Genomic DNA, 15,451 nt, shown 5'->3' on the forward strand with positions numbered 1-15,451 from the left:
GAAATTCGGCTATACTTTTTTTATGAGATAGCGTATAATGGAGCCGGTGACAAATCGGAGTTTGGAGGTGAGAATATGACAGCGCATATGAGATTAAGATAACACCGCGGGTTATGTTGCGGTGAATCTGTATTGCATAGCTCGCTTATTGGGCAAGTAATGTAATAACGGAGGGAATAATGAATAAAATACTTAGATTTAGTGACAGTGAAAAAGTTTTTCAATGTCCTATATGTAAAACAGATTTAAAATTGAAACAAAAAAGTTTATTTTGTTCTAATCATCATTGTTTCGATATTTCAAAAACGGGTTATGTGAACTTTGCTGTAGGAACAAAATCTTCAAAACATTATAGCAGAGAGACTTTTCAAATTAGGCGGGAGGTTTTAGAAAAAGGCTATTATTCACATATCCTGAATGAAGTGGTGCAGCTTATAAAAAGCTTTAGCAGCATTGATACAATACTTGATATTGGCTGCGGTGAAGGATATTATTCAAAGCAGATAAAAGAAGTATCAGGTGATAAAGAAATTATTGCATTTGATATTTCTAAAGATGCTGTTCAGCTTGCAGCAAAAAGTGATTTCAGTAATTCTATCAAATGGTTTGTGGGAAATTTGGAAGAAATGCCCATAAAAGACAAAAGGATAGATTGCATATTAGATATTTTTACTCCTGCTAACTATTCCGAATTTAACAGAGTTTTGAAAGAAGGCGGTTATGTAATTAAGGTAATTCCGGGAAATGCTCATCTTAAGGAGCTTCGAGAGACGGCAAAAGAACAATTGAAAAGCAATCAATATTCTAATGCGGCTGTCGTAGATTATTTCCAAAAGAAGTATTCCGTTGTTTATCACAAGAAAGTTTCAGCAACGTATACAATGACATCCGAGGAAATAAAAACCTTTGCGGATATGACTCCACTACTGTTTTGTGTAAATAAAGATGGAATAGATTTAAAAAAAACAAAAGAAATCACTATTGATGCAGAGATATTTGCAGGGAAATTATAAATTCAATTTCAATTTGTCGAATTGACAAACTATTAAAAAATTAAATAACCCGCCGCCCATCAACGGCACACCCAAGCAGGAAATCTGAAAAGGTATCCTGCTATTTTTTTGCCCCGAATCCGGGAGAAAGGAGGACGTACTCTTGCCATGCCCGCATTGTAAAATCACCATCATCAAGCGGAGCAACAATGAATCCGCTGTTTCTGCCGCCGCCTACCAGAGCGGCGAGAAGCTGTTCTCTGAATATGACCAGGAACAGAAATACTATCCCTACAAGAACGAAGTCACCCACAAAGAAATCATGCTCCCGCCCCATGTGCCGCCGGAGTTTGCAGACCGCAATACTTTATGGAACTCAGCCGAAGCGCAGGAAAAACAATGGAACTCCCAGCTTGCCCGGAGATTCGTGCTTGCCATCCCAAGGGAAATCCCGCCGGGACAGTACGCCGACCTTATCCGTGACTACTGCCGGGAGTTTTTTGTTTCCAAAGGCATGATTGCCGACTTTGCCATCCATGACAAGGGGGACGGCAACCCACACGCCCATATCCTGCTCACCATGCGGGCGATGGACGAAAAAGGCAAATGGCTCCCCAAGAGCCGTAAAGTGTACGACCTTGACAAGAACGGGGAGCGCATCCGGCTTGCGTCCGGCAGATGGAAAAGCCATAAGGAGAACACAGTAGACTGGAACAACCGGAAGTACGCCGAAATCTGGCGGCAGGGATGGGCGGACACGGCCAACCGCTATCTGGAAGCCAATGACCGCCCGGAACGGCTTGACCTGCGCTCCTATGCCCGACAGGGGATTGACCAAATCCCTACCGTCCACATGGGAGCGGCCGCCTGCCAGATGGAGAAGAAAGGAATCCAGACCAACATCGGCAATCTGAACCGGGACATCAAAACCGCCAACCGGCTCATGCAGTCCATCCGGCAGATGGTACGGAGCCTAAAGGGATGGCTGTCTGACTTAAAAGAGAAAAAGGCTGTATTACTGGAAGCATTGGAGCAGGCGAAGGAGCCGACACTCCCGGAACTGTTATTCCGGTATCTGGAACAGCGGAGTGGGGAACGTGCCGACTGGACTTCCAGAGGGAAGCTGAAAGGAACCGTTGCCGATTACAATAAAGTGCAGGCGGCGATGGACTTCCTGCGGAAAAAGGGAATCTCCACCGTGGAGAGCCTTGACACCCGGCTGGACGAAATCAGCCAGACCGCCGTTTCCGTCATGGGGAGCATGAAAAAAAGCGAGAAGCGGATAAAGGCCATCAATACCATGCTCTCCTACATTGACAAGTACGAAGCCGCCAAGCCAGTCCATGCGGAGTATGCCGCCATCGGCTGGAAAAAGAAAAAGGAGAAGTTTGCGGAGAGCCACCGGGAGGAACTGGACGCTTACAACGCCGCTGTCCGGTATTTGAAAGCCAACCTGAAAGGCAATTCCTACTCCCGTAAAGATTTGGAATCCGAACGGGAACAGCTTGCCGCCGCCCTGCCCGGACAGAGGAAGGAACTGGAAGCGGTTCAGGCAGACGTGAAGGTACTCCGTGACGTGCGCCACTGGCTGAATCAGGTTTTGCCATCCGAGCAGTACCGCCAGACCGCCGAGCCGGGGAAGAAACCATCCGTACAGGAGAGCCTGAAAGGGCGGCAGGAACGCATCCGGCAGGAGCAGGCAGGGAAACAGAAGCCGCCCCGGACACAGAAACAACAGAATATGGAACTTTAAACAGGCACTTGTTTTGTGATTTGAAATCGCTGGCAGGTGCCTTTTTCATTATCAGGAGGGAACGCCTATTGAACGTATTTGAAGCCGTGAAGCAGTCCGTCACCACAAGGCAGGCTGCGGAGCGTTATGGAATCAAAGTAAACCGGAACGGGATGTGCGTCTGCCCGTTCCACAACGATAAGAACCCAAGCATGAAGGTTGACCGCCGCTTTTACTGTTTCGGCTGCGGAGCCACCGGGGACGTGATAGATTTTGTTTCCCGGCTCCATGGTATCAGCAGCAAAGAAGCCGCCCTTATGCTGGCACAGGACTTCTCTATCCCTTATGAGGATGGGAGGAACGGCAAAAAGCAGCCCATAAGGCCACGCTTGCGAAAAGAAACGGAGGAACAGAAATTCAGGCACATGGAGCGGCACTGCTTCCGGGTGCTGTCCGACTATTACCATCTCCTGCGCCGCTGGAAGGAGGAATACGCCCCACGCCAGCCGGATGAAGCGTGGAACCCCCGGTTTGTGGAAGCCCTGCAGAACATGAGCCGGGTGGAATACCTGATGGACGTGCTTCTCTCCGGGGACATTCAGGAGCGGGCAGCCCTTATCACAGGACACGGAAAGGAAGTGAGGAACCTTGAAAGACGGATGGCAGAATTTACCGCCCCAGATACGGCAGGAAACAGCGAACATGGCAGACAGCGCAGAGCCGCCCCGGAGCGTTGAGGAAGTGAAGGCCATGCTGGAAACCACCGAAAAAGGCGGCTTCCGCAACAGCATGAGCAACTGCCTGACCGTGTTCCAGTGCGACCCGCTCCTTTCCGGGGCGGTTGCCTACAACCTGCTGACCGACCGCACCGATATTTTAAAGCCAATCGGCTACAAAAGAACTGCCGGAAGCCCCATGACCGACACGGACATGAAATATATCCGGCTGTATCTGGAAAAGACCTATGGCCTGACAAGCGAGAAAAAGATACAGGACGCCGCCGCCCTTGCCGCCGATGAGAACAGCTACCACCCTGTCCGGGATTATTTAAACGGCCTGACATGGGACGGAACCGAACGGATACGCTCCTGCCTGCGTCACTTTCTGGGAGCCGGTGAGGACGAGTATACTTTCCAATCCCTGCGCCTGTTTTTGTTGGGAGCCATCCACCGGGCATTTTCCCCCGGCTGCAAGTTTGAAGTCATGCTCTGTCTGGTGGGCGGGCAGGGAGCCGGGAAGTCCACCTTCTTCCGCCTGCTGGCAGTCAAAGACGAGTGGTTCTCCGATGACCTGCGGAAGCTGGACGATGACAACGTATACCGCAAACTCCAAGGCCACTGGATAATCGAGATGTCGGAGATGATTGCCACCGCAAACGCCAGGAGCATAGAGGAAATCAAGTCATTTTTGAGCCGCCAGAAGGAAGTCTACAAGATACCCTATGAAACCCACCCGGCAGACCGTCCAAGGCAGTGCGTGTTCGGCGGGACATCCAACGCCCTTGACTTCCTGCCCCTTGACCGTTCAGGAAACCGCCGCTTCATTCCTATACAGGTATGCCCGGAACAGGCGGAAACACACATTTTAGAGGACGAAGCCGCTTCCAGAGCCTATCTGAATCAGGTATGGGCGGAAGCGATGGAGATTTACAGGAGCGGCAGGTGGAAGCTGACATTCAGCCCGGAAATGGTGCGCCATTTAAAGGAACACCAGCGGGACTTCATGCCGGAGGACACCAAGGCCGGTATGATACAGGCTTTCCTTGACAGCTACCCCGGCGATACCGTCTGCTCCAAACAGCTTTACAAAGAAGCCCTGAACCATGACTTTGACGAGCCGAAACAATGGGAGATACGGGAAATCAACGAGATAATGAACCAGTGCATCACCGGCTGGAATTATTTCTCCAACCCCCGGATGTTTGCCGGGTACGGCAGGCAGAAAGGATGGGAACGGGAAAACGCACGGACAGAACCGGCAACGGACAGCGGCAACGGGACGGAAAAAATCCCGGAAGGATTTACGCCGGTGCCGGAACAGATGGAGCTTCCATTCTGAAAAAATCCGGGCAGGGACAGCCCGTTGCACACTCCGTTGCTATCCCGTTGCCGACCCGGTTGCCGGGAAAAATCCCGTAACTGCGGGCTTTTCTCCCCTTTAACAACCAAAGCAACAGAAAAATAAAAGAAAAAGTATAAAATAACCCAACTGCCAGACAAGGATTAGCTCCAAGGTTTTTTGAAGCCCGTTGCCGGACTTCGTTGCCGCTATCCCCTGTCTGGCTTATTTCATGTATGGAGGACAACTGCCTATGGCGAAAAATAAAACAGAGATTCATGTCACCACAGTATTTGACGGCGAACTGGACGCTACGGACGTTTTCGTGAGCCTTATCGCACAGAAACACACCAGAAAAACAGATAAAGAATATCTTGCTAAAACGCAAGAAATGAGATATAATAAAGACGAGGTTCATAGTGACCGTGTTCCGTCTGGATTGTGTGGGTAAACGGTTATGATGAACGGATTAGATTATGACGTGATTGGCACGGCGCTTGCCGGGGGATTCCGGGCAGCTATCTATTGCAGGCTCTCGAAAGACGATGACCTTCAGGGCGAGAGTGCCAGCATCGCAAACCAGCGGGATATGCTGGAAAAGTTCTGTGAAAAGCAGGGATGGGAGGTTGCGGCAGTCTATCAGGACGACGGCTTCACCGGCCTGAACATGGAACGCCCCGACCTGAAACGGATGTTGAAGGCCATTGAGCGGAAGCAGATAAACCTTGTCATTACGAAAGATTTATCAAGGTTAGGGCGGAACTACTTGCAGACCGGGCAGCTTATCGAGGACTTCTTCCCAAGGAACGGCGTGCGCTATATCGCCATGAATGACGGTATCGACACCATGCGGGACAACAACGACATTGCGCCCTTCAAAAATATCCTGAATGAGATGTACAGCAAGGATATTTCCAAGAAAGTCCATTCTTCCTATGTGCTGAAAGCCCAGAAAGGCCAGTTCACCGGCTGCCTTGCCCCCTTCGGCTACAAAAAAGACCCGGAGGACAGGAACCGCCTGCTGGTAGACGAGGAAACCGCCCCGGTTGTCCGGCTGATTTTCGGGTATGCGCTGGACGGGCACGGCCCCAACTACATCCGGCGCAGGCTGGAGGAAGAAAAGCACCCCTGCCCCACATGGTGGAACCGGCAGCGTGGGCACAGGAACATCCGCACCAAATGGGAGAAGAAAGACCCGGAGAATGGGCGGTACATCTGGGATTTTACAGTGATTAAGGAAATCCTGATGAACCCCGTCTACACCGGCGCAATCGCTTCCCAAAAGACCGAGTACCGCTTTAAAATCGGCACTATCCGGGACAAGAAGCCGGAGGACTGGATTGTGGTGGAAGGGACGCATGAGCCGCTGGTGGACAAAAAGAGTTTTGCCATCGTGCAGGAGAAGCTGAAATCCCGCCAGCGGCCGGGGCAGTCCGGGGAGCCGAGCCTGTTTGCCGGACTTCTCAAATGTGGTGAGTGCGGAAAGTCCCTGACTGTCCGCTACACCAATGCCAAGCACCCCCAGAGGATTTATTCCTGCAAGACTTACAATGCCTTTGGGAAACAGCACTGCACCCAGCACCGGATTGATTATGACACGCTCTATGCCCTTGTGCTGAATAAAATCCGGGAGTGCGCCGCCGCTGCCCTGACCGACAGTGAAGCGGTGGCCGGGCGGCTGACCGACACCTGCGAAGCCGAGCAGAAAGGCCAGAGGGAAGCGATGGAGCGCACCCTTGCCAAAGACGAGGAACGGATTGAAGTGTTGGAAAAGATGGTGCTGCGGCTCTATGAGGACATGGTTGCCGGACGAATCACAGACGCAAACTTCAATCTCCTGCTGGAAAAGACGCAGAAGGAACAGGCGGAATTAAAGGCAAAAGTCGAGAAAGGCAGGAAGCACCTTGCCGATGAAATCCGGCTTGCCGTGGACGCAAGGCAGTGGGTGGAATCCATACAGGAATACCGGGACATCACCGAACTGGACGCTTCCACCTTAAACCGCCTGATTAAAGAAATCGTTGTCCATGAAACCATAGGCAGCGATAAGACAAGACACATTTCTATCGAAATTCATTTTAATCTCAAACCCATACCGGAAGTGGAGCAGGTCACAGGCTGACCGCTCCCCGCTCCGGGGAGGTTCTTTAAAAACTCCATATATATTTCTTGACGTGCCGCCGCCCGCCAGAAAGCTGTATTGTTCCTACTAATTGGGGATAACACAGCTTATGAGTGGCGGTGGCATCATCATTGTGGCACAGACGGTAATTCCACAGCTTACCACTCTGTTCTCATAATTCATGGGCGGAATCATTGATAAGATTACTGAATTCATAAAGGAACTGTTGCAGGGGTGGGTTCTGACCAACTTTGAAACCATGTTTACCGATGTCAATGACAAAGTAGGTACGATTGCAGGGGAGGTCAGCAAAACTCCCAGCACATGGAACTCCGGTATTTTTGATATGATAAAAACCTTGTCCGACAATGTGATGATTCCCATAGCGGGAATGATCATCAGTTTTGTACTCGTCTATGAGCTTATTTCCATGGTCATTGACAAAAATAACCTGCATGACTTCAATACAGCCATTTTTATCCGCTTTTTTATGAAAGCGTGTATTGCAGTCATGCTTCTTAGCAAGACTTTTGACATTGTAATGGCAGTATTTGATGTGGGAAGCCATATCGTAAATTCTGCCGCATCAGCGATTACCGGAAGCACCAGTATTGATGTGGCAAGTACGCTGCAGACGATGTTCAATGAGCAGTTTTCGGAAATGAGCATAGGAGAGCTGTTGGGACTGGGAATGGAGACCATGATCGTCAGTTTATGTATGAAAATCATGTCAGTCCTTATCACCGTCATTCTTTATGGGCGAATGATTGAAATATATCTTTATGTATCAGTAGCACCAGTTCCCTGTGCAACCGTAACAAACCGGGAATGGGGAACGATAGGAACGAATTATTTTAAGGGGCTTTGTGCTCTAGCATTTCAGGGATTTTTTATGATGGTATGCGTTGCAATCTATGCAGTGCTTGTGGCTGGTGTGGCAGTATCCGACAACCTGCATACGGCACTCTGGTCGGTGGCAGCATATACCGTTATTTTATGCTTTTCACTCTTTAAGACTGGTTCATTATCGAAATCTATCTGGAATGCGCACTAAGGGAGGAACGATATGGCAATATCCGTGCAGGTGCCGAAGGATTTGTCCGGTATCAAGACAAAAGTGGCACTGAACTTAACAAAGAGACAGATCATCTGTTTCAGCGGTGCGGCAGTAGCCGGGATACCCTTGTATTTTTTAACCAAGGGACTGATCGGAACATCAGCCGCATCACTTCTTATGATGGGAGCAATGCTTCCATTCTTCTTTTTTGCAATGTATGAGAAAAACGGATTTCCGGCAGAGAAGATTTTGTATTTTATGCTCCGGCAGAAGATACTCACACCGGGCATAAGACCATACCGGTCAGAGAACTTATACAAGCAGTTGGAAGAAAAAGAAAAATTACGAAGGGAGGTTCGTTATCTTGAAGAAAAAGCAAAAGGCAGAACCGGAAAGCCGCAGAAAAAGCAGCTATAAGGGCAATAGCAGGAATAACAGCAAATGCGGTGGACTTACCTTTTCAGAGAAGAAGCGTCTTATACAGTTGAAACATATTTTATCGGGAAAGAGCAATGAGAAAGAAAAGCCGACTACCGCACAAAAGACGATTACTTTTGAAAAGATGTTCCGTGACGGTATCTGTCAGGTCAGCCACCGTTATTATACAAAGATGGTGGAATTTTTTGATATAAACTATTCGCTTCTGGAAGTGGACGAGCAGGCGGACATACTGGCACAGTACAGCAAGCTCATCAATTATTTTGATCCGTCTGTGAGGTTTGAACTGGTGCTTTTCAACAGGCAGGTCAACGAACAGATGCTTACAGAACAGTTTGACATTCCGTGGCAGGAGGATGATTTTAACGACATTCGTGAAGAATATACGGAGATGTTAAAGAAGCAGGCGGCAAAGGGAAACAATGGCATCATCAAATCAAAATATCTGATTTTTGGTGTGGAGAGCAATGGCTACAAGGAAGCCAAGAGCCGCCTTAACAACATTGAAAAAGATGTCATACGGAACTTAAACAACATAGGAACCCTTGCGAGGGGACTGGACGGAAAGGAAAGACTGCGTATCCTGCATGAATATTTTAATCAGGATACCATGGAGCCTTTCCGCTTTTCGTTTAAGGATCTGGCAGAATCCGGTAAGTCGGTCAAGGACTATATTGCACCGCCGGGGTTTGATTTCCGCTATCCGAACCGCTTCAAGTCGGGAAATATGTATGGCTGTGTGTCCTATCTGGATATTATCGCACCGAAGTTTACGGACGAGCTGATCAAGCAGCTTCTTGATATTGATGCCAACCTTACGATTTCTATGCACATGCAGACGGAAGATCCGGTAAAGGCAATCAAGAAGTTAAAAGCGGTCATTTCCAATATCCAGAAAATGAAGATTGAGGAGCAGAAAAAGGCAGTCCGAAGCGGTTACGATATGGATATTCTTCCAACGGATATTGTGACCTATGAAAAGGATACGCTGGAATTTCTGGATGATTTGAATACGAGCAATCAGAAGATGATCAACATGACATTCCTTATTACCTGTTATGGCAGAACCAAGCGGGAACTGGAGAGCTTAATGCAGAGAGTGTCCGGTATCATTCAGCAGGCAAACTGTGACCTCAGATGTTTACAGTATTTGCAGGAACAGGGACTTATGGCATCCGCACCGATTGGATGCAATGAGACAGGCATTGAGCGTACTCTTTCCACAAAAAGCACCGCAATCTTAGTACCATTCTGCACACAGGAGTTATTTATGCCTGCACCGGCAATCTATTACGGATTAAATGCACTTAGCAACAACATGATCATGGCAGACAGAAAAAGGCTCCGTACACCAAACGGGGTTATCTTAGGTACTCCCGGAAGTGGTAAGAGTTTTAGTGCAAAGCGTGAGATTTTAAGCTGTTTCCTTATCACGAAGGACGATATTATCATCTGCGATCCGGAGGGAGAGTATTTTGCACTTGTAGCGGCACTGCATGGACAGGTGGTAAAACTTGCTACAAATTCCAAGGACTATCTGAATCCGATGGATATTCAGCTAAGCCATAAGGGGGATAAGGAAGCATTAAAACTGAAATCGGATTTTATCATAACATTATGTGATCTGATTGCAGGTGGCAAGGACGGTCTGGAGAACGATGAGAAAGGTATCATCGACGAATGTATCCGCCATATTTACGATAAGTATTTTGAAAATCCGGTGCCGGAAAATATGCCGCTGTTGGAAGATTTGTATGATGCCTTGTTAACACACAAAAATCCAAAGGCAGAGCGTATCGCAAACAGCCTTGTGCTGTATGTGCATGGTTCCCAGAATTACTTCAACCACCATACCAATGTGGACAGCGGCAACCGTATCATGTGCTTTGACATCAGAGACTTGGGAAATCAGTTAAAGGAGCTTGGAATGTTGATCGTGCAGGATGCGGTTTGGAACAGGGTATCGCAGAACAGGGAGCGAAAGATTGCTACCCGTTATTACTGTGATGAGTTTCACCTTCTTCTGAAGGAGAAGCAGACCGCTATCTACTCTGTGGAAATCTGGAAGCGTTTCAGAAAATGGGGCGGAATACCGACAGGTTTGACGCAGAACGTGGGCGATTTCCTCCGTTCTGAGGAGATTGAAGGTATTTTGGGTAACAGCGATTTTGTGTATCTGTTAAATCAGAATGCCAAAGATCAGGCAATCCTCGCTGATAAGTTGGGATTATCGGATAAGCAGTTATCTTATGTCACCAACTCCGAGCCGGGAAGCGGTCTTATCTTGTTTGATAATGTCGTAATTCCTTTCGTGGACAAATATCCGACAGACACCAAGACCTACAGAATTATGAATACCAAGCCGGAGGAATCGGTGCAGAAGGAGGACGCAGTGTAAATGGCAGAAAAGAGACAGAAGAAGCAGGCGGCAAAGGCATTTGAAAAAGAGGCATTTTCCAAAGACAAGGAAGTGACTGGAGCAAAACATACAGAACACAGGCAGGATAACACCTTTTCTGCGGAAAATCAGTTTAGTGCCAATGAGAAGCCTGTAAGCAATCTGCCACGGGACGCAAACTATGGCAGTCATACAAGAAAAGAAGGCGATAAAAGGAAGCATTATCGTCAACAGAAGCAGGACACTTCTGGTCACAATGTCCAGAAGTCGGAAGCCGAAGCGGAAAAGGCATTCTTAAAGGAAAACAGCTTCATGCAGGAGGATCAATCAGAAGAATTTGACACGGGTTCTGACAGCACGATTGAAAACAAGGTTCATGTCAGGGACACCTACCAACGGTCTGAGGAAAAAGGAAAATATCACAAAAGGCGTGTGCAGAGAGAACACGCACACAGAGAGCGTGCGAAGTCAGAAAATACAAAGCAGTCCGATTATGGAGATTTCCAGACAAAGGATGCCACATTTTCGCAGGGGCAGGCGGAAGAATTTACCGACAGAAAAGTACAGAAGGCTTTTGATAAGTCGGAAAAGAGTCGTCAGAAGTTGCAGAAAGTAAAGGACAAGATGCCGAAAAAGCGGCAGTATGAGATGAAACGTGTCTTTGATGAACAGAACGGAAAAGCAAAATATATCGTAGTTCCGGTGGATGTGGAGAAGCCATTTAAGCAGGATGGTCTGGGAAAGACTGCGGTTCATAAACTGCAAACGGAAAATATGTATTTTGTGCATCGTAAGATTGCAGAAACAGAAAAGGACAATTCTGCGGTTGAGGGTGCACACAAGACGGAACAGCGTGCCGAGGACATTTATCACTATATGAAGTATCACCGCAAGAGCAAGGCACAGAGAAAGCGTGACCGCCTAGAGCGATTGCAGAAAAAGCAGGTCACAGCAGATATGAAGCTGGAGTATGAGAAATTCATCAGTGAAAATCCACACTTAAAGGGTAATAGTCCAAAGAAGCAGTTGCAAAGGCAGCTACAGAAACAGCGTATCAAACGTGAGTATGCTAAAGCAAGGAGGGCAGGAGCAGAAGCCAAGATTGCAAAGGAAGCATTTACAAAGACAGCCAATGCCGCAACAGGGATTGCAAAGAAGTTACAGGAGATTGCCACGAAAAACAAAACACTCATTATCACAGTCGGTATTTTTGCACTTCTGTTAATTATGATCATGTCGGCATTATCAAGCTGTGGTTCCATGTTTACCGGAACTGTGACAACAACGATGGCAAGCACCTATTTAAGCCTTCCGGCAGAGATTGATGCGGCAGATTTATCTTTTACAGAAAAGGAAATGGAGCTGCAAAACAAGATTGACCGGATTGAAAGTGATTATCCGGGATACGATGAATACGATTATAACCTTGGTGCAATCGGGCATGATCCATATACGCTGATTAGTTATCTTTCCGCAGTCCATACGGAATTTACTGCCGAGGGGATGGAGAGTGAGATTCAGGAATTATTTGATGCCATGTATTCCCTTACTACTGAGGAAGTGGAGGAGACACGGACAAGGACAGTCACAAAGACCGGAACCAGAACAGTAACAAATCCGGACGGGACTACCCATACCGAGGAATATGAGTACGAGGAGGAAGAAGAATATACCGTAACAATTCTTCGTGTCACACTTACGGTCACACCGCTTGAGAGCATTGTAGCCGGACGCATGGACAGTGAGCAGACGGAAATCTTTGGAGCTTATACGGAGACAAAGGGCGGCTTACAGGTTTTCGCTTCTCCGGTTGATTATTACTGGTATTACTATATCAGCAGTTATTACGGATACCGGAAAAATCCAAACACCGGAGCTGAGGAGCTTCATAGGGGTGTGGACATAGCAGTACCGACAGGAACGCTCGTGTATGCAGCCCATGACGGAACGGTTACGGAAGCGGCTTACGATTCATACTATGGGAATTATGTGGTGATTACGGACAGCAAGGGATATACCACAAAATATGCCCACATGGACAGCTTAAATGTATCCGCAGGGCAGAGTATAAAAAAGGGTGACAATATAGGCAAAAGCGGAAATACAGGAAGCAGTACCGGAAGCCACCTTCATATTGAATGTCTGTATAACGGGGTGTATTATAACCCGTTATTTTATTTTGAAGCAGGAGAACAGACCATTTATGGGGAAACAACGGGCGGTACCGGAGGAGGAACCGGCAATGTGATACCACCGGAGTCCTATGACGATGCAACGGTGCAGACGCTTATGCGGGAAGCAAACAGGTATCTGGGAATGCCATACACCTTTGGAGGAACAGCTCCGGCAAGTTTTGATTGTTCAGGCTTTGTATGTTGGGTATTTACAAACAGCGGCGTACATAACCTGCCAAGAACCACCGCACAGGGCATTTATGACCAGTGTACTCCGGTATCAGCGGCAGACGCAAAGGCAGGGGATATTATCTTTTTTACCGGAACTTATAATGCGGGACGTCCGGTTACACACGTTGGCATTTACTGCGGAAACGGTACGATGGTGCATTGTGGCGATCCAATCCAGTACACCTCAATCAATACCTCTTACTGGCAGAGCCATTTTTATGGTTTTGGAAGATTGAATTAGCGAAGGGAGGAATTATTTTTGTCAGTAGAGCGAATCAATTCACAGCTTAAAAAGGTCAGGGAGCAGATAGCACAGCTACAGGCAAAGGAAAAAGACCTTGCAGAGCAGAAACAGATGGCGGAGGATGCCGAAGCCATGAAGATCATACGAAAATATAAAATCTCATCCGAGCGATTGCAGATGCTTAATAAGCTCAGTGAGGATGAAGTCAGAAATTTATTACAGAAACGGGAACAGGAAAAGGAGGATTCGACCAATGAAAATGAAGAAGTTATCCGTTAAGGCACTAATGTCCCTGATACTGTCGGCAATACTTTTTTGTATGCCGGTCGGGGCATTTTTTGCAAACAGGGCAAATACTGTGGAGGTTCATGCGGAGGATACAGCAGAGCAGAAAACAGAAAGTGCGGCAGAGGAAAGCAGTGCAGAAAGCACAGCGTCCGGTAATGATAACAAGGACAGTTCCGGTAGTGGAGAAAATCACACAGAGCAGTCCACAGAGAATACAACTGAAAATTCCACAGAAGGCACAACTGAGGAGACACAGCCTGCCGCAAAATGCACCTGCAAGGAAAAATGCAGTCAGTATGCAGTAGATGAAGATTGTGAGGTGTGTGCAAAGGATTACAAGGAATGTGCCTATATCAATCCAAGTGTAAAAATCACAATCAATACACCGTCTGGATGGCATAATGATACCACGAAAGTAACGGTCAAGGTAGAAGATACGGTAGTGTCCGGCAATTTTACCATTCAGAAAGTACAGGCGAAAGTCGGACAGAATGGAAGTTGGACGGATATTACCGAGGATATGTACATAGAGATTTCCGAGAACAGCACCATTTATGTGCAGGTCACAGACCAGAAGGGCAAGACCTACGAGAAAAACCGTTATATCAAGTGTTTTGATTTTACCAAGCCTACCTTAAATGCGGCAGTCAGCGACGGTCTTTTGAGCATTCAGGCACATGATACGGATTCCGGTATCAAGGCAATCTATGTCAATGGCTATGAGTTTACAGAGCATACGAATGGAGCCTTGAATATCCGTCTGCAACAGTTCGATGCAGGGTATCAGTATTTCACGATTTCTGCCATGGATAATGCAGGAAATACCTCTGAAATCTATAAAACAGCCAATCCGTATTACACCGATCCGGAGAATAAGGACAGCAGTGAAAAAGATCCGGCACAGCAGCTTCCGGTGGATGCGTCGGCAACCAAGCCAAGCTCTGCAACCGCACAGGTCACAGAGCATACAAAAACGGATGTGAATGGAAATACAGTTTCCCAGGCAGGCAGTGGAACAACTTCAAGCAGTTCCGCAACAGCAAAGCAATCTCCAAGTACGGGAGATACTTCTAAGGATGCAGACCAGAGCAGTGACAGCCAGACCACAGAAAAAGGCAAGGAATTTTACACAATCCAGACTGCATCAGAAAAGATATTTTATCTTGTGATTGACCGTGATGGGGAAGATGAAAAGGTGTATTTCCTTACAGAAGTCAGTGAAAACGACCTGCTGAATACCACAACGGATAACAGCGAGACACTTCCGAAAAATTCAGCGGCATTGGAATCTGCAATCCCTACCAAAGACAGCGCATTATCAAACAATAATGCTGATACCACAGGAGATAAAACACAGGGAGCAGAAAGTGTTGAGGACAGCACCGAAGATAGCACGGAAGATACAAGTGAGCCGAAAGAGGATACCGCAAAAGCAGATGGTTCCGGCTTTACATATATTTTAATAGGCATTGCTGCGGTAGCTGTGATCGGAGTGGTATATGTTGTGAAGTCTAAGAAGAAAAAGGAAAACTTCATTGATGAGGATGAGGACGAGCTTGACGAGGACTATGATTATGAGGACGAGGACGAAGCCGAGCAGGATTCAGACGAAGCATTCTTAAATGGTGGCGATGATACAGAATCAGAGGACACAGGCGAGAATGACAGTGAAGATAACAGTGACAACGATAATGATGAAGAAAACGGGGAGGAATAG

13 protein-coding genes are annotated in these 15,451 nt (G+C 47.4%); all 13 read left to right on the forward strand.

Annotated features, from left to right (window positions below; all coding sequences use genetic code 11):
• Positions 1-179 precede the first annotated feature (179 nt).
• The 13 genes from V1224_01720 (at position 180) to V1224_01780 (ending at position 15,451) form a co-directional block, all read left to right on the forward strand.
• Complete coding sequence (locus tag V1224_01720) at positions 180-1,013, forward strand: methyltransferase domain-containing protein (GenBank protein WWR16200.1); 834 nt, start codon at positions 180-182, stop codon at positions 1,011-1,013.
• 142 nt (positions 1,014-1,155) lie between these two features.
• Positions 1,156-2,745: a MobQ family relaxase gene (gene mobQ / locus V1224_01725; protein ID WWR16201.1), complete on the forward strand. Its 1,590-nt coding sequence runs from the start codon at positions 1,156-1,158 to the stop codon at positions 2,743-2,745.
• Positions 2,746-2,813: 68 nt separating this feature from the next.
• Positions 2,814-3,461: a CHC2 zinc finger domain-containing protein gene (locus tag V1224_01730; protein WWR16202.1), complete on the forward strand. Its 648-nt coding sequence runs from the start codon at positions 2,814-2,816 to the stop codon at positions 3,459-3,461.
• Positions 3,427-4,782, forward strand: a complete 1,356-nt coding sequence (locus V1224_01735; GenBank protein WWR16203.1) for a virulence-associated E family protein — start codon at positions 3,427-3,429, stop codon at positions 4,780-4,782. Before V1224_01730 ends, V1224_01735 begins: the two co-directional genes overlap by 35 nt.
• 253 nt (positions 4,783-5,035) lie before the next feature.
• A complete protein-coding gene (locus V1224_01740) occupies positions 5,036-5,233 on the forward strand; it encodes a hypothetical protein (GenBank protein ID WWR16204.1) in 198 nt (65 codons plus the stop codon).
• Positions 5,234-5,239: 6 nt separating this feature from the next.
• Positions 5,240-6,904 (forward strand): recombinase family protein, encoded by a 1,665-nt coding sequence (locus V1224_01745; GenBank protein ID WWR16205.1) that lies wholly within the window; start codon positions 5,240-5,242, stop codon positions 6,902-6,904.
• Positions 6,905-6,995: 91 nt separating this feature from the next.
• The gene (locus tag V1224_01750) at positions 6,996-7,082 is read left to right on the forward strand and encodes a Maff2 family protein (GenBank protein WWR17403.1); all 87 of its coding nucleotides are present in this window, start codon (positions 6,996-6,998) and stop codon (positions 7,080-7,082) included.
• Between the two features lie 3 nt (positions 7,083-7,085).
• Positions 7,086-7,958, forward strand: coding sequence for a CD0415/CD1112 family protein (locus tag V1224_01755; protein ID WWR16206.1), 873 nt, complete (start codon positions 7,086-7,088; stop codon positions 7,956-7,958).
• Positions 7,959-7,970: 12 nt separating this feature from the next.
• Entirely contained in the window at positions 7,971-8,378 is a 408-nt protein-coding gene (locus V1224_01760) for a PrgI family protein (GenBank protein ID WWR16207.1), read from the forward strand.
• Entirely contained in the window at positions 8,326-10,797 is a 2,472-nt protein-coding gene (locus tag V1224_01765) for a conjugal transfer protein TraE (protein ID WWR16208.1), read from the forward strand. Before V1224_01760 ends, V1224_01765 begins: the two co-directional genes overlap by 53 nt.
• Positions 10,798-13,443 (forward strand): peptidoglycan DD-metalloendopeptidase family protein, encoded by a 2,646-nt coding sequence (locus V1224_01770; protein ID WWR16209.1) that lies wholly within the window; start codon positions 10,798-10,800, stop codon positions 13,441-13,443.
• A gap of 18 nt (positions 13,444-13,461) precedes the next feature.
• Positions 13,462-13,725, forward strand: coding sequence for a DUF4315 family protein (locus tag V1224_01775; protein ID WWR16210.1), 264 nt, complete (start codon positions 13,462-13,464; stop codon positions 13,723-13,725).
• Positions 13,700-15,451, forward strand: coding sequence for a DUF4366 domain-containing protein (locus tag V1224_01780; protein ID WWR16211.1), 1,752 nt, complete (start codon positions 13,700-13,702; stop codon positions 15,449-15,451). The genes V1224_01775 and V1224_01780 overlap by 26 nt, the downstream gene beginning before the upstream one ends.

Source organism: Lachnospiraceae bacterium JLR.KK008, from assembly GCA_037015955.1.
Taxonomy (GTDB): domain Bacteria; phylum Bacillota; class Clostridia; order Lachnospirales; family Lachnospiraceae; genus VSOB01.